Raw genomic sequence first — 24,295 nt, forward strand, 5'->3', positions numbered from 1 at the left:
GAGAACCCCAGAACATGAGTGACTTCTCACAGGGACCAGGCTGGTGGCAAGCCTCAGACGGCAAGTGGTACCCACCGGAACAGACCCCGGGAGGCACCCCGGCCGCGGCCCCCACCGTCGGGGCTGGAGCCTTCGCCAACGCTGCGCCCGCGGGTGGAGCACCACTGGCAGAATGGGTCCAGCGAGTGGTTGCCTGGCTGATCGACGGAGCGATCATCTTCGCCTTGTACATCGTCATCTGGATTCTGGCCCTGGTGTTCGGTGCGATCTCCGATGCGCTGGCCGTGCTCGTCCTATTCCTCGGCTACGCCGTGGCCGTCGCCTACAGCTTCTGGATCTACTACCTGAACGGGGCCACCGGTCAGTCGCCGGGCAAAGCCCTCACCGGGTTGAAGGTCGTCAGCGAGGCCGACGGATCATTGATCGGTGGAGGCATGGGCATCGTGCGAGGTCTGGCCCACTTCCTCGACTCGCTGGTGTGCGGAATCGGCTACTTCCTGCCCCTCTTCGACGCCAAGAAGCAGACGATCTCCGACAAGGTCATGAAGACCGTGGTCCTGGCCAACCAGGAGAAGAAGTCGTTCGGGCCTGACATCTTCAAGCCCTGACCGTCACAGCTCAACGAGTTCGAAATGCCGAGAGGCCCCGGGAGATCCCGGGGCCTCTCTCGCGTTCAGAGCCCAGGTCACGGACCAGGCCGGGGTTGGATCTGTCAGCGCAACCCGACAGCGGTGGGCTCGACCGGGCTGGGTAGATCCGTGGAACCCATCAGGTAGCGGTCCACCGACGCCGCTGCGGCCCGACCTTCGGCGATGGCCCACACGATCAGGCTCTGACCTCTACCCATGTCTCCGGCCACGAACACCCCATCGACATTGGTGGCGTAGTCGTGGTTGCGGGCCACGTTGGAACGGGCATCCAGTTCCACACCGAACTGGGTGGTGATCCAGTCCGACTCAGGACCGGTGAAGCCCATGGACAGGAAGACGAAGTCAGCCTCTAGCTCGAAGTCGCTCCCCTCCACCTTCTCGAAGCGGCCGTCGATCATCTGCACCTCATGGGCAAGGAGAGCTCGAACATGGCCGTTTCCATCGTCTAGGAACCGCTCCGTGTTCACCGAGAACACTCGGTCGCCACCCTCCTCGTGAGCTGAGGCGGTTCGGAACATCAACGGCCACGTCGGCCACGGCGTCGATTCGGCGCGCTGGTCCGGAGGCCGCGGCATGATCTCGAACTGGTGGATCGACTCGGCTCCTTGGCGGTGAGCCGTGCCCAAGCAGTCGGCGCCGGTGTCACCCCCGCCGATGATCACCACCTTGCGGCCGGCGACATCGATCGGAGAGCTGAGCAGGTCTCCTTCCTGGACCCGGTTGGCCAGCGGGAGGTACTCCATCGCCTGGTGGATGCCTGCCAGTTCCCGTCCGGGAATGGGAAGGTCTCGGGCGTGGGTGGCACCGCCGGCCAGGACGATCGCATCGAACTCGGAACGGAGCTCGTCACCGGTCACATCGACTCCGACGTCGACCCCAGTGCGAAACTCGGTACCCTCCGCGGTCATCTGGTCGAGCCGGCGATCCAGGAACCGCTTCTCCATCTTGAACTCTGGGATCCCGTAGCGCAGCAGCCCACCGATCCGATCGGCGCGTTCGAAGACCACCACGTTGTGTCCCGCCCTGGTCAGTTGCTGGGCCGCGGCCAGACCGGCGGGGCCCGAGCCGATGACGGCCACCTTCTTGCCGGTGCGCTCGGTTGGGACAACCGGCTTGACCCATCCCTCGGCCCATGCCGTCTCCACGATGGTGACCTCGACCTGCTTGATCGTGACGGGGTCCTGGTTGATTCCGAGGACGCAGGCCGACTCGCATGGCGCAGGGCACAGCCGCCCGGTGAACTCGGGGAAGTTGTTGGTGGCGTGGAGGCGGTCCATCGCTTCCTGCCAACGATCCCGGTACACGAGGTCGTTCCAGTCGGGAATCAGGTTGCCCAACGGGCAGCCCTGGTTGCAGAACGGAATGCCACAGTCCATGCAGCGGCTGGCCTGGGTCTGGAGCGTCTCGGAGGGGAACTCCTCGTACACCTCGCGCCAGTCCTTGATCCGCACCGGCACAGGGCGCCGAACCGGCACCTCTCGACCGTGCTTGAGAAAACCTTGATAGTCACCCATGTCTCGTCCCTCAACCCTTGGCCGCGGCCATGATGGCCTCGTCGATGTCGGCGCCGGCTTCCTCGGCCACCCTGATGGCGTTCAGGACCCGCTTGTAGTCCCTGGGCATCACCTTCACGAACTGGCGGACGGCGTACTGCCAATCGCTGAGGATCCGTCCCGCCACCTCCGATCCGGTCTCGGCCTGATGCCGGAACACTGCGGTCACCAACCATGACGTGTCGAGGTCATCGAGAGGGTCGATGTCGACCATCTCCCGGTTGACCAACCCTTCGAACACCTCCTCTGGATCCCAGACGTAGGCGATGCCACCGGACATGCCGGCCCCGAAGTTTCGTCCGGTGGACCCCAAGATGACCACCCGGCCGCCGGTCATGTACTCACAGCCGTGGTCACCCACGCCTTCGACCACGGCTGTAGCTCCGGAGTTGCGGACGCAGAACCGCTCTCCCACTCGTCCTCGCAGGAACGCTTCTCCTCCGGTGGCGCCGTACAGCAAGACGTTGCCGGCGATGATGTTGTCTTCGGCCACGAAGTCCGACGCGGAATCCAGCGCAGGACGGACCACCAGACGCCCACCTGACAGGCCCTTTCCGGCGTAGTCGTTGACGTCGCCATGGACCCGCAGCGTCACACCCCGGGGAACGAAGGCACCGAAGCTCTGGCCCGCAGATCCCGTGAACGTTATGTCGATGGTCCCATCGTCGAGGCCGGCGCCTCCATGTCTCTTGGTGACCTCGTGGCCGAGCATGGTGCCGACTGTCCGGTTCACGTTGCGAACGGGGAAGTCGAGCTTCACCGGGCTACCCGTGTCTATCGCTGAGCGGGCCGCCGAGATGAGTTGCACGTCCAGGGCGCGGTCCAAGCCGTGGTCCTGTCCACGAGTGTTGTAGAGAGCGTCACCATAGGGACGCTCGGGGACGTGCAGGATCGGGGTCAGGTCCAGCCCGGACGCCTTCCAATGGTCGACGGCCTGGCGGACGTCGATCGCCTCGGTACGACCGATCGCCTCCTCGATCGAGCGGAATCCGAGCTCGGCCAGAAGTTCTCGAACCTCTTCAGCGATGAACTCGAAGAAGTGCTCCACGAACTCCGGCTTGCCCGAGAACCGGGCCCGCAGGGTCGGGTTCTGGGTGGCGACACCAACCGGGCAGGTATCCAGGTGACAGACGCGCATCATGATGCATCCCGACACGACCAACGGCGCCGTGGCGAAGCCGAACTCTTCGGCCCCGAGCAGAGCCGCGATGACCACGTCTCGTCCGGTCTTCAACTGGCCGTCGGCCTGAACCACGATCCGGTCGCGAAGACCGTTCAGCAGCAGGGTCTGTTGGGTCTCGGCCAAGCCCAGCTCCCACGGCCCCCCGGCATGCTTGAGCGACGTCAGCGGGCTGGCACCGGTTCCACCGTCGTGCCCGGAGATCAACACCACATCGGCGTGAGCCTTCGACACACCAGCGGCGACGGTTCCGACCCCCACCTCGGCCACCAGCTTCACGTGTATGCGCGCCGCGGGGTTGGCGTTCTTGAGGTCGTGGATCAGCTGGGCCAGATCCTCGATCGAGTAGATGTCGTGATGGGGCGGAGGACTGATGAGCCCCACGCCCGGGGTCGAGTGCCGGGTCTTGGCCACCCAGGGGTAAACCTTGTGGCCGGGGAGCTGACCGCCCTCACCAGGCTTGGCCCCCTGGGCCATCTTGATCTGGATGTCGTCAGCGTTGGTCAGGTACTCGCTCGTAACGCCGAAACGCCCCGACGCAACCTGCTTTATCGAGCTGCGTCGCTGCGGATCGTAGAGGCGCTCGGGATCCTCGCCACCTTCTCCGGTGTTCGACTTGCCGCCGAGGCGGTTCATGGCGATGGCCAGGGTCTCGTGGGCTTCAGCAGAGATCGAGCCGTAGCTCATCGCCCCCGTCGAGAACCGTTTGACGATCTCAGAGACCGGCTCGACCTCTTCGAGCGGGACCGGCGTGCGGTCGCCCGCCGTCAGCTCGAACAGACCACGCAGGGTGGCCAGCTTCTTGGACTGGTCGTCGACGAGGCGCGTGTACTCCTTGAAGATGTCATAGCGCCCGGTCCTGGTGGCGTGCTGGAGCTTGTAGACCGTCTCCGGGTTGAAGAGGTGGTACTCGCCCTCACGCCTCCACTGGTACTCCCCGCCCACCTCGAGCTCCCGATGGGCCCGCAAGGTGGGACGCTCTGCGTAGGCCTGGGCGTGACGGGCGGCCACCTCGGCCGCGACCTCGGCCAACCCGATGCCGCCGAGCTTGGAGGTGGTACCGGTGAAGTAGCGGTCGATGAGGCCCTGGCCTAGCCCGACCGCCTCGAACACCTGGGCACCGCAGTAGGAGGCAACCGTGGAGATGCCCATCTTGGACATCACCTTGAGCACGCCCTTTCCGGCAGCCTTGATGTAGTTGCGGACCGCCTTGTCCAAAGCGACGTCTGTCAGGGCTCCGCGGGCGATCATGTCTTCGATGGTCTCGAAGGCCAGGTACGGGTTGATGGCTGCTGCGCCGTATCCGAGCAGTAGCGCCATGTGATGGACCTCGCGGGCATCACCTGCCTCCACGACCAGCCCAACCGACGTGCGGGACTTCTCCCGCACCAGGTGGTGGTGCACTGCTGCTGTGAGCAACAGGGACGGAATCGGGGCCATGTCCTTGGACGACTTGCGGTCCGACAGGATGATCACGTTGACCCCAGACGCCACCGCTTCGCTCGCCTGACGGCAGATGTCGTCGAGGGCAGCCTCCAGCCCAGGACCTCCGTCAGCCACCGGGTACAGGCCCCGGATGGCGACAGCGCGGAAGCCGTCGACTGCCTCTGAGACGTGGAGCAACTTTGCCAGCTGGTCGTTGTCGAGGATGGGGAACGAGATCTGGATCTGACGACACGACTCAGGACCCGGATCCAACAGGTTGCGTTCGGGCCCGATGGTGCCGCCCAAGCTTGTGACAAGTTCCTCCCGGATCGCATCCAGCGGAGGGTTGGTGACCTGGGCGAAAAGCTGCGCGAAGTAGTCGAACAGGAGCCGTGGCCGATCCGACAGGACCGCGATCGGCGTGTCGGTGCCCATCGATCCAAGCGCCTCACCACCGGTCTGGGCCATGGGGGCCATGAGGATCTTCTGATCCTCGGTGGTGTAGCCGAAGGTGAGCTGACGCCTGACCACATCTCCGTGGGGGTAGCGCACGTGTGGTCGGTCCGGGAGGTCGTCGAGCTTCACGATCCCAGCGTCGAGCCACTCATGGTAGGGATGTTGCGCCGCCAGCGCCGACTTGATCTCGTCGTCTTCGATGATGCGGCCGGCCGCGGTGTCGACGAGGAACATCTTGCCGGGCTGGAGTCGCCCCTTGCGCACGATCTTGTCGGCTGGGATGTCGAGCACACCGGCTTCGGATCCGAGCACCACCAACCCGTCGGAGGTGACCCAGAACCGCCCCGGGCGAAGACCGTTGCGGTCGAGCACTGCGCCGATCACGGTGCCGTCGGTGAAACAGACGTTGGCGGGGCCATCCCACGGTTCCATCAGCGAGGCGTGGAACCGGTAGAACGCCTGCTTGGCCGGATCCATCAGGTCGTGGTTCTCCCACGCCTCGGGGATCATCATCAGCACGGCATGATGGATCGGTCGCCCGCCCAGGTGGAGCAGCTCCAGGACCTCGTCGAAGCTGGCGGTGTCGCTCCCTCCGGGAGTGCAGATCGGGAAGATGCGGCTGAGGTCGCCGGCGAAGTCAGGGCTGGCCAGAAGCGCTTCGCGTGCCCTCATCCAGTTGCGGTTGCCCTGGACGGTGTTGATCTCACCGTTGTGGGCCAGATACCGGTACGGGTGGGCCAACGGCCATGACGGGAACGTGTTGGTGGAGAACCGGGAGTGGACCAACGCGATGGCGCTGTCGACTCGCGGATCGGAAAGATCGGGGTAGAAGCCCTTTAGCTGAGGGGTGGTCAGCATGCCCTTGTAGACGAAGGTGCGGCTCGAAAGGCTGGGGAAGTACGGACGCCGGCCGTCGGCGCCAGCTTCGTTCTCGGTGCGCTTGCGGACGACGTAGGCCAGGCGATCGAGGTCGAGGCCTTCCAGATCTCGTCCCGAGGCAGACAGGAAGATCTGTTTGAAGGTGGGAAGCGTGCCCAATGCCCCCTGGCCGAGCCCGTCGGTGACGACCGGCACGTCGCGCCAGCCGAGGACCTCGAGCCCCTCGTCGACAGCGATCTTCTCGATGGTGGCGACCATGTCGTCCACGTCGGCAGGCGAGCCGGGGATGAAGGCGATTCCGGTGGCATAGCGACCGGAATCCGGCAACTCGAAGCCGACCACAGACCGGAAGAAGGCATCGGGGACTTGAATGAGGATTCCGGCACCATCACCGGTGTTCACCTCTGCTCCGGACGCGCCTCGATGATCGAGGTTGACCAGAGCGGTGACACCTTGTTGCACCAGTTCGTGGCTCCGCCGACCGTGCTGATCGACCACGAAGGCAACGCCACAGGCGTCGTGTTCGAAGGCAGGATCGTACAGGCCCTGGGCGGGCGGAAGGCCCGGAGTTGCGGGCGCAGGACTGGACATCGGCGTAGGACTTCCTTGGAACGGTGTCATCGGGGGCGCTGCTCGCCCGGGACTCCGTTGGCCCGAATCGCAGGACCCCGATCGTAGCGGTCCCTCCTGGGCCATCCCCAACCGATTTGCGGTCGGCCTAACCTGGTCCGGGGGGCCTTTCCCACCGAAGTCCGACGGGCATTCTCATCCCCCTGAGCCGCGGCTGACAGAGCCTGACAGTCGCACGACACAGCATCTGATCGGAGTGACAACGGGTGAAGCATCCGTCCGGGTCCACGGAGGACCTTCTCGCCTTCTTGAGGGCCGCCCCGTCTCCATACCATGCCGTGGATTCGGTGGCGGATCGTCTCAGCGCCATCGGTTTCGAAGAGGTCACGCTCGATGACGGGTGGACCGGCGGTGGCAACCGTTTCGTCCGCCGTGACGGAGCACTCGTCGCCTGGGCCACATCGGGACAGGACCCGGCCACGCCGTTTCGGATCGTCGGGGCCCACACCGATTCGCCAAACCTGCGACTCAAGCCGAAACCCGATTGCGGTTTTGCTGGCTGGCGCCAACTCGGGGTCGAGGTCTACGGCGGGGCGCTTTGGAACTCGTGGCTCGACCGCGACCTGGGCCTGTCGGGCAGGGTGGTGATTCGGGGGATCGATGGTCACCACACGCAACTGGTGTCGTGTGACCGACCCTTGGCCCGCGTGCCTCAGCTCGCGATCCACTTGGACCGGGATGTGAACGGTCAGGGTCTCCGGCTCAACCCCCAGGCCCACCTGACCCCGGTGTGGGGAACCGGACCTTGGGCCGAGGGTGATCTGGCTCGCTTCGTGGCGGCAGAGCTAGGCGTGGATGCCAGCGATGTCGTGGCATGGGATCTGATGTTCCACGACCTGACGCCGCCGACCCGTCTGGGATGCAACCAAGAACTGGTGGCGTCGGCGCGTTTGGACAACCTGCTGTCGTGCTGGGCCGGGACCACCGCCATCTCGGCTGTGGCCAGGACCCGATCCATCCTGGCCAGCACCCCGGTCCTTTGCCTCTACGACCACGAGGAGGTTGGATCTGCGTCGGCAACCGGCGCCGACAGCGTGTTGTTGCCCCACTTGCTCGAGCGGATCGTCGCTGGCCGTGGTGGAGATCGCCAGGATTTCCTGCGAGCGTTGGCCGGCTCTGTGTGCGCCTCGGTCGACATGGCCCATGCCACCCACCCCAACCACCCTGAGCGCCACGACCCAGCTCATCACGTGGCGGTCAACGCTGGGCCGGTCATGAAGATCAACGCCAACCAGCGCTACGCCACCAGTGCCACCAGCCATGCCGTGCTGATCCGGGCGTGTGAAGTAGCTGGGGTGCCCCACCAGGTGTTCGTGAGCCGCAACGATCAACCGTGTGGATCGACCATCGGCCCCGTGACCGCGGCCCGGCTCGGCATCGATACGGTGGACGTCGGCGTGGCTCAGCTGTCGATGCATTCGGCTCGGGAGCTGTGCGGGGCCGAGGACCCGCCGCTGCTGGTCGCCATGCTCGACGCGTTCCTACGGGGCTGAGCATGAACCCGGTCGAGGCTCGACGAATCCTGGGGGTTCAAGTCGATGCTGCTTGGGGAGACGTCCGCCGGGCCTACCGAGAGCAGATCCGTCGCCATCATCCCGATCGAATCGGTGGCCAGACCAGCAGTGACGCGGTTCTCATCATCGAGGCATTCCGAGTGCTTGACCAGGAGCGGGCCTCACCGGCGCAGAATGCAGTTGGGACAACGCAGAGCCATGACCGGGTCTCGGGATCCCGCGCCGGGCAGACGTTCGACTCCGGATCCTCAGAGAGATCAGATCACGGCTATACCCGTCCTGGTCCGACCGAAGCACCGGGATCGGCATGGTCGATCCCTCTGAACCGAGCTCGCCCCCCAACCTTCGAGCGTGTCGACTCGGACACGATTCGGATACATGCTCCCGCTGATGAATCCCTCCGGTGGCTCCTCGAGGCGGCGCACGATCTCGGCGTCATCACCTACTTGGACGGCTCGGCTCCGTTGTTCGAAGTGTTGTGCCGATTCGTGGATGAGCCTGCTACGTCGTTGCTCGTCACGCTTCAGGGCCGGGCCGACGGCACCGACGCGCTGTGCTCGGCCGAGTCGATCGAGGCCCGGCCCGGTCCTCCGACGGTAGCGGTGGTCGACGTGTTCGAGAACGCGCTGGGAGCCTTGGTGACCTAGCCGATAGGTCCAGACCTTCGACACGGCGCCCGGTGATGCTCGGATGAGGCTCGACGGTGGTGGAGGCCTCAGTTTCGGCCGTAGTCGACCGCGGCCTCGAAGTCGATGATCCCCTCGGGGTTCACGGGCATGCCCTTGACCCTGGTCTCGAGGTGTAGGTGCGGTCCCGTGGACAAACCGGTGGAGCCGACCCAGCCGATGACGTCCCCCCGCTTGACCAGATCACCGGCGCCTACGGCCAAAGCACTCTGGTGGGCGTAGAGCGTGGCGAGCGAGTCGCCGTGATCGATCACGACGGTCAAGCCATATCCGCCCCTCTCGGAGGCGACGACCACCCTCCCGTCGGCGGCGGCGTGGATCGGGGTCCCCGAGGGTGCACCCATGTCTCCGCCAGCATGCAGACGCTCGATGTTGAGGATCGGATGGAAGCGCATTCCGAAGGCAGATCCGATGCGGTACCCGGGTAGCGGGTTGGTGATCGGGTAACGGCCTGGCATCCAGTCGGGCTGTGACCTCTGTAGATCTCCGAGTAGGAGAGCCACCCCATCGGAGGATGCGCTCATGACGTTGATGCGACCCTCGACGAGGGCCCGCCGACCCTGGACCTCCATTAGGGCCTGGGATTCCAGCATCACCTGGACGTTTATCTCATCGACCAGGCGGGCCTGGTTGTCTCGGGCAGCGGCGATGAATCGTCGAGCGGCGTCGACGTCGTCTCTCCGGGACTTGGCACGCGCCGAGTTGGCCTTGGCCACCCCATCTGCCTTACGGGCCTCGGCCCGGGCCCGCTCGAGGTTCTCGACCAGCACCTCGGTATCGCCGACCACAGCCTTGGAGTAGGTCAGCGCCTGGCCCATCTCCTCCCCGCTGCGAGCCTTGAGGAGTGCCTCGAGAACAGAGGCATCTGCCCCTCCGTTCACATAGGTGGCCACGATTTGGCGCCGGAGCCTCTCGGAGGCGACCTCGACCTTCTGACGGGCGTCGACCACTGCTTGGGCATAGATCATGGCTAGGAACTCGGCGTCGTCGAGCTCGGCTTGGGCGACGAGGAGCTCGACGTTTCGGGCTTGTAGATCGGCTTCGAGGCGATCTAGTTCTGACGTCAGCCGGGCTCGCTCGGCTTGTGCAGATTGAACCCGAGCAATGAGGGCCGCCTCCTCACCGAGGATTTCGTCGTACTCGTCTTGAAGCGACTCGTCGCCTTGCCCGACAACGATTCCCGCCGCCGGACGGGCCACAGCCCCCTGGAGGATGGGCGATTCACCCTTGTCGGGCCCGACAAACCCGGGAACCGCCATGGGTGTCACGACACCGAGCAAGATCGCAGCGGTGACGAGACCCCGTCGGTGGGCGAGTCGGGCGAATGCGGGAAAGAAGTGAGACATGGTGGGGGGGCAGGCGCCAGCAGTCGGACAAACCTAGTCCTGCTAACCAGATCGGCTCCGGACACCAAAACCTGAGCCGACCATTGAGCCGCCAACAGGGATGACGACACGGCCAGATCCCATCGACAGACCGTCGCAACCGCTGATCCGCCTCAAACGAACTCCGCCGGACGGCTTCGCCTTTCGGCGGATCCAGACCTAGCCCGGAGGCCACACCTCGGCTTCGGCCAAGAGCTCGTCGCGGAAGTCGGGATGGGCCACCGCAGCCAGGGCCCTGGCTCTCTCCCTGGTGGTACGGCCCCTGAGCTCGGCCACACCGAACTCGGTGACCACGACATCGAGCTGATGGCGGGGCGTGGTGATGATGGCGCCGGCGGGGAACTTGCCGTTGATCCTGGAGGTGAGCACGCCGTCCACGGTGGTGGTGGAACGAAGGCAGATCAGCGATCGATCCTCCAGTTCGAGGCCAGAGGAGGCCACGAAGTCCTCGTGCCCACCGATACCGCTGAACTGAGCTCCGTGGATGGTGTCGGCGATGGCCTGGCCGGCGAGATCCACGGCAATGGCCCCGTTGATCGACACCATCTTGGGGTTGCGAGAGATCACGTCGGGTGAGTTCACGGTGCCGACCGGCAAGAACGCGACCTCGGGATTCTCGTCGAGCCAGTCGTAGAGCTCCCGAGTTCCAGCGGCAAAGGTCGTCACCGACACGCCGTCGTACATTCCCTTACGGTTGCTCACCTTCCCGGCCTGATGGAGGTGCATGAGGCCGGTGGTGAACATCTCGGAATGGATTCCGAAACCACCAGCGTCACCTTCGGCCAGAAGGCGCGCCACCCGAGACGGAATGCCACCGATCCCGGTCTGGATGGTCGACCCTTCGGTGATGAAGGAGGCGACGTGCTCGGCGATGGCTCGATCTGCCTCGCTGGCCTCGGCGTCGGCCAACACGAATGGCTCCCGATCGCTGTGAACCAAGACGTCGATCTCGTCGATGTGGATGCGGTGCCCGTAGTCGGCGTGGCCGAACGTTCGGGGGAATCGTGGGCTGACCTCGACCACCAGCACTCGGGCTGGATCGGCGGCCACTCGCATGATCTCCCCGACCGTGGCCCCGGCGTGTAGGGAAAGACTGCAAAACCCATCACCGTCGGGTGGGGCCGCCGCGGTTGCGAAAACCCGTGGGGCCACCTGCTCGAGCGTGGGTCCGAACCGCCGGAAATCGGCGGGGACGAACTCGATCGCCCCACCTTGGTCGCGCAACAGCCGTTCCAGCGGCCCGTAGAAGCCCGACAGGAACCGGACGTTGGACCGACTGAACAGCTCGTAGAAATCGGTGATGAGGGCACCCCCCACCAACAGGTCGGTCCAGTCGTCACGAGCACCCAAGGCGTGGAGGAAATCACCAGGCTGACCCGGCCCGAGCGGGATACCCAGCGAGTCGGTTGGCCGCAGAAGGGCGGCTGCTTCGGTGGCGGTCATGACCTGCATGGACCGAAAACGTAGGCCGTCTGACGATCTACGGTGAGCCAGGTGATCGAGTCAGCCAGTTCTTCGGGTCGAGATGCCAGACCACTCGACATCGACGTCGAGGGAGGTTGCGCTCTTCCCGAGGCTGGCGGGTCGTTGGTGGTCGACGAGCGACGGGCGTGGAGTCCGGCCGAGGTGTGGGACCTCACCCACCGTGTCGCCCACCTGGCCAGGGGCATGTGCCCCGACGGCCGACGGATGGCGGTCTTCGGGGAGAACTGTGCCGAAGCGGTGATCGCCCACCTCGGCGGCCTCCGAGCCGGTGTTTCGGTGGTGGCGGCCAGCGCCCATCTCAACGGTCCCGACGTCGCCTACCTGTTGGAGGTTGGCGACGTGAGCCTGGTGCTGGCCGGTCCCCGTACGGCGGCGGCAGCCCGCGAGGCCGCCAACCTGGCCGAGATCACCACCGGTCGTGCCACGGCGGTCTTCGTGTGGAACACCGAGGAGTGGCGTGATTGGCTGGCGACGGCACCCGAAGGACCACCACCTGATGATCGCTCGATCCGGCCCAATCTGTTGTTCACGTCGGGTACCACCGGCAGACCCAAGGCCACCGAGCTCCCACCCAACGTGTTTCCCCGTCGACGGTCCTGGGCCGAGTTCCTCGAGGCGACGAACGCCAACCGATTCGTGGGCCTGGGACGACACTTGGTCGTCGCTCCGATCCACCACACCGGGCCGCTGAACGCAGTGCGGGCCCTGGCGGTAGGCACGCCGATCGGAGTACTCGACCGGTTCGATCCGGCCACCACTCTGGCTGCCATCGAGAAGTGGCAGGTGGGGTCTACCACCCTGGTTCCCACCCACATGTCTCGACTGCTCGCGCTTGCGCAGCCAATCAGGTCGACGGCCGACACGTCCAGCCTTCGCCTCGTTTTCCAGACTGGATCGGCATGTCCGGTCGAGGTCAAGCGGGCGATGATCGAATGGTGGGGGCCGGTCTTCCTCGAGGCCTACGGAGGTACCGAGGTCGGGGTGACCTGTGCCATCTCCAGTGAGGATTGGCTTGACCACCCCGGTTCGGTGGGGCGGGCTGTGTCGCCCTACGAGGCAGTCGTGGTGGACGACGACGGGCATGAGCTCGATCCTGGAACCGAAGGACGGCTCTACTTCCGAGACATGACCGGTCGAGGCATCCGCTACCACGGCGACCAAGAGCGATCGGCGGCCGCCCACCTGGCCCCGGGCCTGTTCACGTTGGGGGAGATCGGACGGGTTGATCCCGACGGCTGGGTGTATGTCACCGACCGGGCATCAGACATGGTGGTCACCGGCGGTGTCAACGTCTATCCGGCCGAGGCCGAGCAGGTGTTGATCGGCCACGCGGCTGTGGCCGATGTTGCCGGGGTCGGAATACCCGACCCTGACCTAGGAGAGGTCCTCGTCGCCTTGGTCGTCGCCACCGACCCGGACCATCCTCCGTCGGCCACCGACCTGTTGGACTGGTGCCACCGTCGCCTGTCGGTCTACAAGTGCCCGCGCCGAGTGGTGTTCATCGAGTCGTTGAACCGCAATGCCCTCGGCAAGCTCGACAAGCGGACCCTGCGGGCGGTTGCCATCGGCCGGTGAACGGTTGGGCGCCCGCTCTCCATCGAGACAGGCCAGCAGGCGAGCCAAGCTGTCAACACGATCGGTCAAGCCCTGCCCAGGCAATTCCCTACCAACCTTGACCACGACTAGCTGCGAGCTATCGGCTTGGGCCTATGCCGGATGGGCTCTCGGAGGGCTTCAGGCGCCGCAGCGGTGGCAACGTCGGTGGTGGTTGTCGTCTTGGTGGCAGGGTTCCGAGCAGGTCGTGGGTGACCCTGGTGATCTCGGCCACGGCCAGCTCGAAGGCCTCCTCAGTTGCCGCCGAAGTCTTCTGCACGCCGCTCACCTTGCGGACGTACTGTCGGGCTGCGGCCTCGATCTCCTGTGGCGTCGCCACCGGGTCCAGACCCCTGAGGGTGGTGATGTTCCGACACATGCCCACGACGCTAGAGCGCCTACGCCTAGGTCACATCTCATCGAGATAAGAGCGCTCTGCCCCTGACCCCCGCCCAGTCCTCCCGTTCCAGCTCGTCAGACAGCCGAAACACCGTTAGTGGCCGCGCGTGTACACGGATACGCCTAGGAGACCAGGCAGAACCGGGTACGACCCGCCTTCGATGGCGGTCGCGGTCGGTCCCAGGTGGCTCAAAATGGCACCTGGGACCGACCGTGGCGAGTTGTCAGCCGTAGTTGACCTGGTAACCCTTGAGGGCGTTGAGCCAACCGGACCGCAACCGAGCCGGTTCAGCCAGTTGGGTGATGTCGGGGAGGTGGTCGGCGATGGCGTTGAACATGATGTTGATCTCGACCTTGGCCAGGTTGGCGCCGACGCAGTAGTGGGCACCTCCCCCACCGAACCCCACGTGGGGGTTGGGGTCACGGGTGATGTCGAACCGGTGAGGATCTTCGAAAACGGTCTCGTCGAAGTTGGCCGAGGAGTAGACCAACCCGACCCGCTGGCCGGCCTTGACCTCTTGGCCGCCCACGTTGTGGTCGGTGGTAGCGGTCCGCTGGAACATCACCACCGGCGTAGCCCAGCGCACGATCTCATCAGCGGTGGTCGCTGGTCTCTCGGCCTTGTACAGCTCCCACTGGTCCGGGTTCTGCATGAAGGCGTGCATGCCGTGGCTGATGGCGTTGCGGGTGGTCTCGTTGCCGGCCACGGCCAGGACCAATATGAACCAGGCGAACTCCTCTGAGGACAGCGTCTCGTCGGAGCTGGCCGCTACCAGCTTGGTGATGATGTCGTCGGCGGGGTTGGCCCGACGTTCCTCGCCGATGGTGGCGGCGTAGCCGAGGATCTCCGCGGCGGCCACCGCAGGATCCACGTCGAAGTCAGGATCGTCGTAGGCCATCATCTGGTTGGACCAGTCGAAGATCTTCCGACGATCCTCCTGGGGGAAACCCATGAGGTCGGCGAGGGCCTGAAGGGGCAGCTCGCAGGCCACGTCGTCGACGAAGTTGCCTTCACCTCTGGCCTTGGCTTCTGTCACGATGCGAGTGGCTCGCTCGCGCAGGGAGTCCTCGATCTTGGCCACCCCACGAGGGGTGAACACCCCTCGGGCCACGATTCCCCGAACCTTGGAGTGGTGCGGGTCATCCATGTTGATCAGCATGTTGCGCTGGATGTCTCGTTCTTCCTTGCCCAAGTGGCCTTCGAACTTGACGATGGCTGTGTTCTCCTCGCTCGACCAACCGTCGCGGGCCGAGGAGATCTCCTTGACATCCTCCCAGCGGGTGGCCAGCCACAGGCCACCGTCTTCGAAGCTGGAATCGGCCTGGGTCTGGGGGTTCCAGTACATCGGCTTGTTCTGACGGAGCCAGGCGAACTCCGGCAAGGGCACGGCCCGCTGGACGAGGTCCGGATCGGTGAAGTCGGTACCGTGCGCCACCGGGCAGCGCGCAACATCGGTCGGGTTGGGGACGGTGTCTGTCATGGTCAGGCCTCCACGTCGACGTTCATGAGCGTGTGCAGGCGCTCGGTTGATTCGATGCACTCTTCGACGAGGTCGAAGACCACGTCTTTCGCTGGACGCGACTTGGTCATGCGTCCGACGATCTGTCCCACCGGGTTGAACTGGACGTCCTTGGCCTGTTCGGGGTAACGGTGCCCACGCTGCACCGCGTTGGATGTGACCATGAACTGCATGGGCATTCCCAGTGGCTTGGGATTGCCCTCTTCCTCCCAGGCTTCTGTCCACTCGTTGCGGAGCATGCGGCAGGGCTTGCCCGTCCAGGACCGGGACCGGAGGGTGTCCTTGCTGGTTGCCTCGAAGAGGCTCTGCATCTGGGCGGGCGGCACATCGGCTTCGTCGACGGTGAGCCACAGCGATCCGGTCCACACCCCCTGCGCCCCCATGGCCAACGCTGCCGCCATCTGGCGACCCGATCCGATGCCGCCAGCGGCCAGCATCGGGGTGTCGCCGAGCACGTCGAGCACCTCGGGCCACAGCACCATGGAGCCGATCTCGCCGGTGTGACCGCCGCCCTCGGTGCCCTGGGCGATGATGATGTCGACGCCCGCCGCCTTGTGCCGGGCGGCCTGGGCGGCCGAGCCGCACAGGGCGGCGATGACCTTGCCTCGCTCGTGGACCTTTTCGATCACATCGGGTGGAGGCGTCCCAAGGGCGTTGGCCAGGAGCACGCACTTGTCTCGGGCCAGGGCGATCTCGGCCTGAGGCCCGGCGATGGCGGTTCCGAAGCCGATCAGCTCTTGCATCTTCTCGTCTTCGGGAATCTCGGGCACACCGTGGTCGCGGAGAAGCTTCTGCACGAAGTCCCGGTGCTCTTGGGGGATGAGGGCCTTAAGGTCTTCTTGGAGTTTGTCTGCGTCGGTTGCGCCCATGCCCTCGTACTTGCCGGGGATGACGATGTCGACTCCGTATGGGTGGTCGCCGATGTGTTCGTCGATCCAATCGAGCTCGGTCTCGAGCTGTTCGGGGGTGAACCCGACGGCGCCCAGCACCCCAAGGCCGCCGGCCTTGCTGACAGCGACCACCACGTCACGACAGTGGGTGAAAGCGAATATCGGAAACTCGAGTCCCAGTCTGCGAGCCAGTTCGGTCTGCATTAGTTCGTGTTCTGCTTTCGTCAGGTTGGTTTGGTCGGGCTCGGGCCGAGGCCCAAGATGTTTCGGAGGCCGTCAACCACCACGTGCTCGGGTAGCGCCGCGGGGTCGAGACGGTGTTGGAACGAAGCTCCGAGCAGGATTGCGATCACCAGGCTGGCCACGTCGGCGGGAGGGGCTGGCAGCGTGAAGTCGAACTCCCGGCTCCATTCGGCCAGCCCGCCGGCCAGGCCCTGGCGCATGGTCTCGAACCGTTCGGCACCGACGATGCCCAACTCCGTGTCGCGGGCTGCATGTAGCCACAGCTCGAACTCCAGCAGAACCCAGGCGTCGCCGGTCTCGACATCGCGGCGCACCAGCTCCTGCCACAGCGCACTCAACCGCCGATCCAGGTCGCTCTCCACGGCGAGGGCGGCCGAGACGTCGACGATCGCTTGTTCCACCCAGCGTTGCAACAGGGCGACGAGAAGGCCCTCCTTGCCGCCGAAGTGGTCATAGAGGGCACCGGTGGTACGCCCCGCTGCAGCCGCGACTGCCTCGGCCGAGGTGGCATGGAAGCCCTTGTGGGCGAACAGATCAGCGGCCGCGTCGATGAGGAGTGCCCTGGTCTCGGCCCTTCGTTCCTCCTGTGTACGTGCCACGGCGGGAGAACATACATCTGACAGCCGATGTATGTCGACCATCCGATGTATCTGTTGGGAAGGACCATCACCGATGCTGGCCGTGCTGGTGTCACTACGTTGAGTGATAGGTCGCGATACGGTGACTCTGATCAATCGTCGGATCGGGCAACGGCATCCGGACCGACATTCCCGTCATGGCTGCTACCACCGACCGGCAACGGACCCCGATCTTCGACTACGCGGCATCGATAGATCCCGCTATGTCCGCCTTCGGCTGGCACTTCATCGTCCTCAGCTACCTGGCCGTGCTGATCCCTCTGTTGGGGGTACCGCTACCTCGGGACGTGGAGACCCAGTGGAGCATCGTGGCCATGGTGATGGTGGTCGCTCTTGCCACCATCGCTCTCAACCTCGTCTACCTACGCCGTATGGTCGCCTCCGATGGTTGGGAGGAACCACCAGGCATCGTCGTGCTGACCCAAGCCGTCCTGGTCACCGTCGCAACTGGTTGGCTGAATGTGGCCCTGAGCAGTGCCGCCGGCTTCTACCGTCCGATAATCCTGGTTCCCACCGTTCTGGTTGCGGTGATCGGCAACCGCGCCATGCTCGTGACCACCGGTGTCACCGCCTTCGGGACCCTCGCTCTAACCACCTGGGCTCAGGGCATCGAGACGGCACACCTCCCCGCCCTTCTGGTCTCCTACGGCGCAACGTGGGGTCTCCTCATCGTCATGATCAGGCTCCTGGCGGGCCGCGCCCTCCAGTCGACCACCCTCACCCAGGGCATCGCCGACGCCGCAGCCATCGCGGCGCAGAGCGACCGCTTCGACACCGGCCTGGAACGTCTACTTCCCGTCATCGGCACCTGGGTGCTCGCCGACCGGGTTACGGCCTTCGAATCCGCCGGAGAGACCTTCCTACCGATCGAGACCTGGCCTCAAGACATCGAGGCCTGTTCCGAGCCCCGACCTGAACTTGTGGCCCGGGCCAGAGCCGAGCACGGCGCTGCCATCGACGGTGCCCGGGGTTTGATGGTGGCCACCGACGACCCACACGCCGACTTGTCCGACGCCAGCGTGGTGGTGGTGATCGAAGGCGCCACCAGAGCAAAGCTCGACTCGCTGACCTACCACTTCCAGTTGACGCGGATGGCCGACCAGATCCAGACGCTGTTGAGACGTAGCCGTCACATCGAACACCTGGAGTCGCTGGGTCGCACCGACAGCCTCACCGGTCTTCCGAACCGCCGAGCCCTCGAGGAGCGCCTCGACGAAATCGGTGGAGCATGCCGCCACCCCGATGGTCCGGCAAGCCTGGCCATGATCGATATCGACAACTTCAAGCGTTACAACGACACCCACGGCCATCCGGCCGGTGATGCGTTGCTTCGGGCCTTCGCCTCGATCCTCCGCTCCGGTGTCAGGTCCAACGATTTCGTGGCTCGTTACGGGGGCGAAGAGTTCTGTCTCCTCCTTCCCGCGACCTCCATCGAGGGAGCGACCCAACTGATCGAGCAGCTCCGTCGGAAGGTGGGCAGCGCCCCCGCCACAGCCGATGCGGCGTTCTCGGCCGGCGTGGCCAGCTGGGCCGAAGCCGAAAGCGTGGAGGATCTCATGAGTCGAGCCGACGCTGCGATGTACGAAGCCAAGCGCTCGGGCAAAGCCCGGACCGTGTCTGTTTGACCGATCGGTCTCCTAGTCACCCAGGAAATTCGGGTCTCTATCTGGCTACCCACCCATCGGGTACAGGACAACCTTGCCGAGTTTGCCCGGAGCGGCCAGCTGCTCGTAGGCCGAATCGACTTCGTTGAGCCCGACAGTGGCCGACACCGGGACTCGAACTCGTCCGCTACCGAGAAGGGGAAGGACGTGTCGGCCCGCTGCCTGCACCGCCGCCGATCGCGCCTCGATTGGTCTGGCTCTGAGGGTCGATCCCAAGAGCCTTCCTCGTGCGCCCATCAACGCTAGGAGGTCGATTTCGGCCCGTGCTCCCCGGCTCACCCCGATCACCACGATCCGGCCACCCACGGCCAGCGACGCCACATCGGCACCCAGGTTCTCGCCGCCCAAAAGTTCGAGCACGACATCGAAGGGACCGTGGTCGACGAAATTCTCGGGGAGCACGACCGAGTCGGCCCCGAGAGCCGCCACCGCGTCATGACGTGCCGGATCCCGCACCGTGGCCACCACCGTTGCCCCGGCCGCGTGGGCTAGCTGGACCGCAGCACTACCCACCCCGCCGGCGGCCCCATGAATGCAGACCCGCTCACCCAGGGCGAGACCGGCTTGGGTGAACAGGGCGTCGTGCGCAGTCACGAAGACCTCGCAGAACCCACCGGCCTCAGCCCAGCCAACACCATCGGGAACGGCCAGCGCACTCGACTCGTGCACGCTCAGCAACTCGGCCTGGCCACCACCGCCCACCAGGGCCATGACCCGATCTCCTACCGCGAATCGCCATGTTCCCGACCCGACGGCTATGACCTCTCCAGCCGCCTCTAGTCCCGGAATGTCGGCTGGGGAGCCCGGAGGTGCCGGGTAGAGGCCCCTCACCTGCAGAGCGTCGGCCGGATTCAGACCTGCGGCTCGGACCGATATCAAGATCTCGCCAGGCCCGGCCACCGGGTCCGGGTGATCGGCGATGTGTAGAGCCCGAGAATCGATGGTCACTGCTCTCATACCCCATTTCTAGGAGATGGGAGCAGGCCACCGATACGCCCGGTTCAGCGTCGTCGTTTGATTTTGTGCAATTCGGTGGGATCGACCCCGGCCGCGAGAAGCGCCTCACGTTTGGCCTTGCGCCGAGATGCCCCGCTGGCCCGAACCTTGCGCGAACCGTCGAGCACGACGTCGAGCTGATCACCGCCGCCCGATCGACCCGCCGGACCAACCGGTTCACTCCTAGGCCTATTGCGCCGCTCTCCTCGACCATCGACGCCACCCTGACTGCCTTTGGTGCCCTTGTCGCGTGGAGCGCCTGATCGGCTCGACGAACGCTCCAACGGGGCAGAACCAGAGCGCTGTGGTCGCGACTCGCCCGAGTGCTTGGCGACGCCCGCCCCTCGCTTGGGCGAGGTCGTCGACCTCTTGGCCGAAGCCTTGGGCGACCTGTTGGGCTCGGTACGGCTCGGGTTCGCACCCCGTTGGGATCGGCCATCGGATGCACGCTTGTCCCGATCCTCCGATCGAGCCTCGGACCCGACCCCGGGCTCGTTGCGACGCTCGAACCGTCGGCCGTCGTGACCGCGGGGCTGGCGTTCGGGACGCGCCGACCGGTTGGGGTCGACCTTGGTCCGCTTCGGCGCCGCCGGGGATCGATCCCGGCTGCCCCGTCCCGAGGGCCGACCCTGTTTGTCGGCCCGGTGAGCGAACGCGCCGTAGCCGGGGGGAAGGGTGGCCACATCGGGATCGGCCACCTCCACCTCCACTCCGGCCTGACGGGCCAGCTTCTGAGCATCCTTCCGTTGCGATGCACCGAGGAGGGCCACGACGGTGCCGTCGGCTCCGGCTCGACCGGTGCGGCCCGAACGATGCACGTAGTCCTTGTGATCGGCGGGGAGGTCGAAGTGGACCACGCAGGTCACGCCCTCGACGTGGATGCCTCGGGCAGCCACATCGGTGGCCACCAGGGCTTTGACTCGACGGTCGTGGAAGTCGTTGAGTGCACGCTCTCGCTGTCCCTGGCTGCGGTTGCCGTGGATTGCCGCGGCACTCACGCCCGCGGCCTGGAGCTGGCGGGCGATCCGATCGGCGCCGTGGCGAGTGCGTGAGAAGACGACGGTGGGGCCGACTCGTTCGACTATCTCCGCGGTGACCTGAACCCGTTCGGGGCGCTCGACCTTCCAGAAGTGGTGGGTGATCTCCCCTTGGGGCTCCTCGGGCAGTTCATGGACCACAGGGTCGTGCTGATATGCCTCGACAAGGGTCTGCACGGCACCGTCGAGCGTGGCCGAGAACAGAAGGGTCTGCCGCTCGGTAGAGGTCATGTCCAAGAGGCGTCGTACGTCAGGCAGGAAGCCCATGTCGGCCATCCGGTCGGCTTCGTCCACCACGACCAGGCTCACATCCCGCAGGTCGCAGGCCTTGCGGTCGATGATGTCGAGGAGGCGCCCGGGACAGGCCACCACGATGTCGACACCGGAACGCAGGGCCTTGATCTGAGGCTCGATTCCGGCACCGCCGTAGATGGCGTGAACCCGCAGGTCTCCACTGATGGCCTTCAACTCGCCGGCTACTTGGAGGGCGAGCTCACGGGTCGGCGCCAGCACCAGCCCCTTGGGGCGTTTGGGAGATGACCGCTTGACTCGGCACACCATCGGAATTCCGAAGGCCAACGTCTTCCCCGAGCCGGTGTGAGCCTTTCCGCACAGATCCCGACCCTTGATCGCATCTGGAATCGTGGCGATCTGGATCGGGAACGGATCGAAAATGCCAGTCGAGGCCAGGGTCGCGACGATGGAGGGAGGTACGCCGAGATCGGCGAAGGAGGTGGACATGGCTCACCCCGCGTTCTGGGCGAACCAGCGGCGAACCGCATCGCTCCAGCGAGTCCGCTGGTCGGTGCTCAGCACTGCCGCGTTGGCGTCGGTAAGTACGAATCCGCACTCCCGCACCGCGTAGACCTGCGACGGGTGGAATCCCGCACGTTCCATGGCGTCGGTGAGGCTACGCGAGACCTCGACTGGTCCGGTCTTCGGCTCCTCCTCGAACATGACGATCAGGTTACGACATAGAGCCGAGATCGTCACCATCGGTTCTTGAGGCAAGGAGGTGAGCGGATTGCATAGGGCGGATCCAGGCTCGGACCCATGACCAAGGTAGGTTCCCGGTCCATGACCGACCCCAGCACCGGCCCCTCCGTCTCGGAGATCTTCGACCCGACGGCATGGGCGGTGGTGCCAGGTTTCGAAGACCTAACCGACATCACATACCACCGGGCGGTAGACCTCGGGGCGGTACGGATCGCCTTCAACCGGCCCGAGGTTCGAAACGCCTTCAGGCCCGCCACCGTCGACGAGTTGTACCGGGCGCTCGATCACGCCCGCCAGTCCTCAGACGTCGGTTGCGTGCTGCTGACCGGAAACGGACCATCCCCGCGAGACGGAGGCTGGGCGTTCTGTTCGGGTGGTGACCAACGGATTCGAGGCCGCGACGGCTACCGCTACGCGGACGGTGACACCGCCGACACCATCGACTCGGCCCGGTCAGGACGGCTCCACATACTCGAGGTCCAACGCCTGATCCGCACCATGCCCAAGGTGGTGATCTGCCTCGTCTCGGGGTGGGCCGCCGGTGGTGGCCACAGCCTCCACGTGGTCTGCGACCTGACGTTGGCCAGCCGCGAGCACGCCCGGTTCCGTCAGACCGATGCCGACGTGGCCAGCTTCGACGGTGGATTCGGCTCGGCCTATCTGGCCCGCCAGGTTGGCCAGAAGTTCGCCCGCGAGATCTTCTTCCTAGGCGATACCTACAGCGCCGAAGACGCCCACCGAATGGGGATGGTCAACGCGGTGGTCGACCACGCCGAGTTGGAAGCTGTAGGTCTGCAATGGGCCCGAAAAGTGATGGGCAAGAGCCCTACCGCCCAACGAATGCTGAAGTTCTCGTTCAACCTCATCGACGATGGCCTGGTGGGACAGCAGGTGTTCGCGGGCGAAGCAACCCGGCTGGCCTACATGACCGACGAGGCAGCCGAAGGTCGCGACTCGTTCCTGGAGAAGCGCGACCCGGACTGGTCGCCCTTCCCCTGGCACTACTGACCGCTCGCCGCCCGATGACCCCCGAGACGCAACGGCGCACTCACAGTGGGAGCACGGCAGGTCCCTGGACGCCAGCCTCCTCGGCTCGAGTCAGGTGCCCGGCCTGGACGCGCACCGCCTCGAGGAACCGGTCGACGGCATCGAGGGTGAACAGGGTTCGGGGCGAGTCGAACAGCTCATAGGCGTGTTGAGCACCGGGCAGCTCGACGTAGACGACCGGCTCCTTGGACTCGCCTCGGAGCATGGCGGCGAAGGACCGGGCCTGCTCGACGGGGACCAGGGTGTCGTTGGCGCCGTGGATGATCATGAACGGCGGAGCATCGGGGCGCACCCAGGTCATCGTCGACGCGAACTCCCACACGTCGCGGGCATCGGCGAGGCGGTTCTTGAGGACGAAGCGGGCCAACATCGGCTCCATGTCGGCCCGGCCGGTTCCGTCCCGGTTGGTCCAGTCGTAGACCCCGTAGAACGGCACGGCTGCGACCACCGATGTATCGGCTTCTTCGAAGCCGGGCTGGAACTCCGGCTCGTTGGGCGACAGCGCAGCCAGGGAGCAGAGATGGCCGCCCGCTGACCCGCCCGTTATCGCCACGAAGTCGGGGTCGCCCCCGTGTTCGGCGATGTTGGCCTTGACCCATGCCAACGCCCGCTTCACGTCGATGATGTGATCGGGCCAGGTGGCTCGCGGGCTGAGGCGGTAGTTGATCGAAACGCCGACCCATCCACGTTCGGCCAGGTGCGCCAAAAGGGGCATGGCCTGTTGTTGCTTGTTGCCGATGACCCAGGCCCCACCGTGGACCTGCACGATGACCGGAGCACGGCCGTCGCTGGGCAGATCTGAGCGGCGCCATATGTCGAGCTGGTTGCGGGCACCGGCTGGCCCGTAGCTGATGTTGGTCTCGTTGGGAGCCACGTAGCGGGCCCGAGTCTCGGCCAGACCCGCCGGACCTCGAACCAGACGACGGCGGACCGTCGGAGCCTTGAAATTGGGCGGCATCGGGTGGTGGGCCTGGTCCAACTCACCACCAAGACCGTCTCGGAGGGCCTCCTCCATGAGCTGGCCGGCATTCAACGACTCACGCCACATCCGCACCAAGGTCATCCACGAGATCACCGATAGGCCGAGACCGGCCATGCCCGCCCCGCTCCTCAGGGCACCGCGACGAGCAAACCCTGCGGTGGCCAAGACCTGCCAACCCAACGCGTGCAGAGGCAGCTCCGATGTCGGGTAGCCGGTGGCAAAGGCCAGTACTCCCGCGCCTCCCTTTCGAGCCAATGGCTTTTGGGCGTTTGCCGTGTTGAGAGCGCCGAGTGCAGCGGATGCGAGAAATGCCTTGCCCACGGTTCGATCGTCGGCGTTGGCAGATGAGCGGAGCGACATTGCCCCATTGAACCATGCCTCTGAGGACCAGAGCGGAGAGTTCCAGTCGTCGTCGCTGCGAGGGAAATCAGACCGAGGCTTCGCCTC

General features: G+C 65.5%; 18 protein-coding genes. 6 read left to right on the top strand and 12 right to left on the bottom strand.

Annotated features, from left to right (window positions below):
• The first annotated feature begins 14 nt into the window (after window positions 1-14).
• Window positions 15-608: an RDD family protein gene (locus IPG97_18280; GenBank protein MBK6858439.1), complete on the top strand. Its 594-nt coding sequence runs from the start codon at window positions 15-17 to the stop codon at window positions 606-608.
• A gap of 104 nt (window positions 609-712) precedes the next feature.
• On the opposite strand, the gene IPG97_18285 is transcribed toward IPG97_18280, so the two are convergent.
• Entirely contained in the window at window positions 713-2,164 is a 1,452-nt protein-coding gene (locus IPG97_18285) for a glutamate synthase subunit beta (GenBank protein ID MBK6858440.1), read from the bottom strand.
• A gap of 10 nt (window positions 2,165-2,174) precedes the next feature.
• A complete protein-coding gene (gene gltB / locus IPG97_18290) occupies window positions 2,175-6,734 on the bottom strand; it encodes a glutamate synthase large subunit (protein ID MBK6858441.1) in 4,560 nt (1,519 codons plus the stop codon).
• 245 nt (window positions 6,735-6,979) lie between these two features.
• Between gltB and IPG97_18295 the strand changes: the two genes are divergently transcribed.
• The gene (locus IPG97_18295; GenBank protein ID MBK6858442.1) at window positions 6,980-8,266 is read left to right on the top strand and encodes a M18 family aminopeptidase; all 1,287 of its coding nucleotides are present in this window, start codon (window positions 6,980-6,982) and stop codon (window positions 8,264-8,266) included.
• Between the two features lie 2 nt (window positions 8,267-8,268).
• Window positions 8,269-8,934 carry a J domain-containing protein gene (locus IPG97_18300; protein ID MBK6858443.1) on the top strand — a complete coding sequence of 222 codons (666 nt, stop codon included), beginning with the start codon at window positions 8,269-8,271 and terminating at the stop codon, window positions 8,932-8,934.
• Between the two features lie 68 nt (window positions 8,935-9,002).
• Here the strand turns inward: IPG97_18300 and IPG97_18305 are convergent, their stop codons facing one another.
• Window positions 9,003-10,319, bottom strand: a complete 1,317-nt coding sequence (locus IPG97_18305; protein MBK6858444.1) for a peptidoglycan DD-metalloendopeptidase family protein — start codon at window positions 10,317-10,319, stop codon at window positions 9,003-9,005.
• Between the two features lie 198 nt (window positions 10,320-10,517).
• Complete coding sequence (locus IPG97_18310; protein ID MBK6858445.1) at window positions 10,518-11,810, bottom strand: 4-hydroxybutyrate CoA-transferase; 1,293 nt, start codon at window positions 11,808-11,810, stop codon at window positions 10,518-10,520.
• Window positions 11,811-11,852: 42 nt separating this feature from the next.
• On the opposite strand from IPG97_18310, the gene IPG97_18315 reads away from it, so the two are divergent.
• On the top strand, window positions 11,853-13,418 hold the full coding sequence (locus IPG97_18315) for an AMP-binding protein (GenBank protein MBK6858446.1): 1,566 nt from the start codon (window positions 11,853-11,855) through the stop codon (window positions 13,416-13,418).
• 118 nt (window positions 13,419-13,536) lie between these two features.
• On the opposite strand, the gene IPG97_18320 is transcribed toward IPG97_18315, so the two are convergent.
• The 4 genes from IPG97_18320 to IPG97_18335 all read right to left on the bottom strand — a co-directional run bounded on the left by IPG97_18320 (window position 13,537) and on the right by IPG97_18335 (window position 17,087).
• Window positions 13,537-13,815, bottom strand: coding sequence for a DUF2277 domain-containing protein (locus IPG97_18320; GenBank protein ID MBK6858447.1), 279 nt, complete (start codon window positions 13,813-13,815; stop codon window positions 13,537-13,539).
• Between the two features lie 244 nt (window positions 13,816-14,059).
• Window positions 14,060-15,316: a cytochrome P450 gene (locus IPG97_18325; GenBank protein ID MBK6858448.1), complete on the bottom strand. Its 1,257-nt coding sequence runs from the start codon at window positions 15,314-15,316 to the stop codon at window positions 14,060-14,062.
• 2 nt (window positions 15,317-15,318) lie between these two features.
• Window positions 15,319-16,449: a nitronate monooxygenase gene (locus IPG97_18330; protein MBK6858449.1), complete on the bottom strand. Its 1,131-nt coding sequence runs from the start codon at window positions 16,447-16,449 to the stop codon at window positions 15,319-15,321.
• Window positions 16,450-16,469: 20 nt separating this feature from the next.
• Window positions 16,470-17,087, bottom strand: a complete 618-nt coding sequence (locus tag IPG97_18335) for a TetR/AcrR family transcriptional regulator (protein ID MBK6858450.1) — start codon at window positions 17,085-17,087, stop codon at window positions 16,470-16,472.
• A gap of 176 nt (window positions 17,088-17,263) precedes the next feature.
• On the opposite strand from IPG97_18335, the gene IPG97_18340 reads away from it, so the two are divergent.
• Window positions 17,264-18,751, top strand: a complete 1,488-nt coding sequence (locus IPG97_18340) for a GGDEF domain-containing protein (protein ID MBK6858451.1) — start codon at window positions 17,264-17,266, stop codon at window positions 18,749-18,751.
• A 45-nt stretch (window positions 18,752-18,796) separates the two neighbouring features.
• Here IPG97_18340 and IPG97_18345 read toward each other — a convergent pair whose 3' ends face one another.
• From IPG97_18345 to IPG97_18355, 3 genes are read right to left on the bottom strand one after another with little or no spacing between them, the layout of a single operon-like run.
• Window positions 18,797-19,747: a zinc-binding dehydrogenase gene (locus IPG97_18345; protein ID MBK6858452.1), complete on the bottom strand. Its 951-nt coding sequence runs from the start codon at window positions 19,745-19,747 to the stop codon at window positions 18,797-18,799.
• Window positions 19,748-19,791: 44 nt separating this feature from the next.
• Complete coding sequence (locus IPG97_18350) at window positions 19,792-21,564, bottom strand: DEAD/DEAH box helicase (GenBank protein MBK6858453.1); 1,773 nt, start codon at window positions 21,562-21,564, stop codon at window positions 19,792-19,794.
• A gap of 3 nt (window positions 21,565-21,567) precedes the next feature.
• The gene (locus tag IPG97_18355; protein MBK6858454.1) at window positions 21,568-21,780 is read right to left on the bottom strand and encodes a hypothetical protein; all 213 of its coding nucleotides are present in this window, start codon (window positions 21,778-21,780) and stop codon (window positions 21,568-21,570) included.
• Window positions 21,781-21,900: 120 nt separating this feature from the next.
• Between IPG97_18355 and IPG97_18360 the strand changes: the two genes are divergently transcribed.
• A complete protein-coding gene (locus tag IPG97_18360; GenBank protein MBK6858455.1) occupies window positions 21,901-22,827 on the top strand; it encodes a 1,4-dihydroxy-2-naphthoyl-CoA synthase in 927 nt (308 codons plus the stop codon).
• A gap of 40 nt (window positions 22,828-22,867) precedes the next feature.
• Here IPG97_18360 and IPG97_18365 read toward each other — a convergent pair whose 3' ends face one another.
• On the bottom strand, window positions 22,868-24,208 hold the full coding sequence (locus IPG97_18365; protein ID MBK6858456.1) for an alpha/beta hydrolase: 1,341 nt from the start codon (window positions 24,206-24,208) through the stop codon (window positions 22,868-22,870).
• Window positions 24,209-24,295: the final 87 nt, after the last annotated feature.

The organism is Microthrixaceae bacterium (genome assembly GCA_016702505.1).
Lineage (GTDB): Bacteria > Actinomycetota > Acidimicrobiia > Acidimicrobiales > Iamiaceae > Aquihabitans.

What these genes read in the sequence shown, in the direction of transcription:
- IPG97_18280 (MBK6858439.1), top strand. Translation starts at nt 15, where the DNA reads ATGAGTGACTTCTCACAGGGACCAGGCTGGTGGCAAGCCTCAGACGGC.
- IPG97_18285 (MBK6858440.1), bottom strand. Translation starts at nt 2,164, where the DNA reads ATGGGTGACTATCAAGGTTTTCTCAAGCACGGTCGAGAGGTGCCGGTT.
- gltB (MBK6858441.1), bottom strand. Translation starts at nt 6,734, where the DNA reads ATGTCCAGTCCTGCGCCCGCAACTCCGGGCCTTCCGCCCGCCCAGGGC.
- IPG97_18300 (MBK6858443.1), top strand. Translation starts at nt 8,269, where the DNA reads ATGAACCCGGTCGAGGCTCGACGAATCCTGGGGGTTCAAGTCGATGCT.
- IPG97_18305 (MBK6858444.1), bottom strand. Translation starts at nt 10,319, where the DNA reads ATGTCTCACTTCTTTCCCGCATTCGCCCGACTCGCCCACCGACGGGGT.
- IPG97_18310 (MBK6858445.1), bottom strand. Translation starts at nt 11,810, where the DNA reads ATGCAGGTCATGACCGCCACCGAAGCAGCCGCCCTTCTGCGGCCAACC.
- IPG97_18320 (MBK6858447.1), bottom strand. Translation starts at nt 13,815, where the DNA reads ATGTGTCGGAACATCACCACCCTCAGGGGTCTGGACCCGGTGGCGACG.
- IPG97_18325 (MBK6858448.1), bottom strand. Translation starts at nt 15,316, where the DNA reads ATGACAGACACCGTCCCCAACCCGACCGATGTTGCGCGCTGCCCGGTG.
- IPG97_18330 (MBK6858449.1), bottom strand. Translation starts at nt 16,449, where the DNA reads ATGCAGACCGAACTGGCTCGCAGACTGGGACTCGAGTTTCCGATATTC.
- IPG97_18340 (MBK6858451.1), top strand. Translation starts at nt 17,264, where the DNA reads ATGGCTGCTACCACCGACCGGCAACGGACCCCGATCTTCGACTACGCG.
- IPG97_18345 (MBK6858452.1), bottom strand. Translation starts at nt 19,747, where the DNA reads ATGAGAGCAGTGACCATCGATTCTCGGGCTCTACACATCGCCGATCAC.
- IPG97_18350 (MBK6858453.1), bottom strand. Translation starts at nt 21,564, where the DNA reads ATGTCCACCTCCTTCGCCGATCTCGGCGTACCTCCCTCCATCGTCGCG.
- IPG97_18355 (MBK6858454.1), bottom strand. Translation starts at nt 21,780, where the DNA reads ATGTTCGAGGAGGAGCCGAAGACCGGACCAGTCGAGGTCTCGCGTAGC.
- IPG97_18360 (MBK6858455.1), top strand. Translation starts at nt 21,901, where the DNA reads ATGACCGACCCCAGCACCGGCCCCTCCGTCTCGGAGATCTTCGACCCG.
- IPG97_18365 (MBK6858456.1), bottom strand. Translation starts at nt 24,208, where the DNA reads ATGTCGCTCCGCTCATCTGCCAACGCCGACGATCGAACCGTGGGCAAG.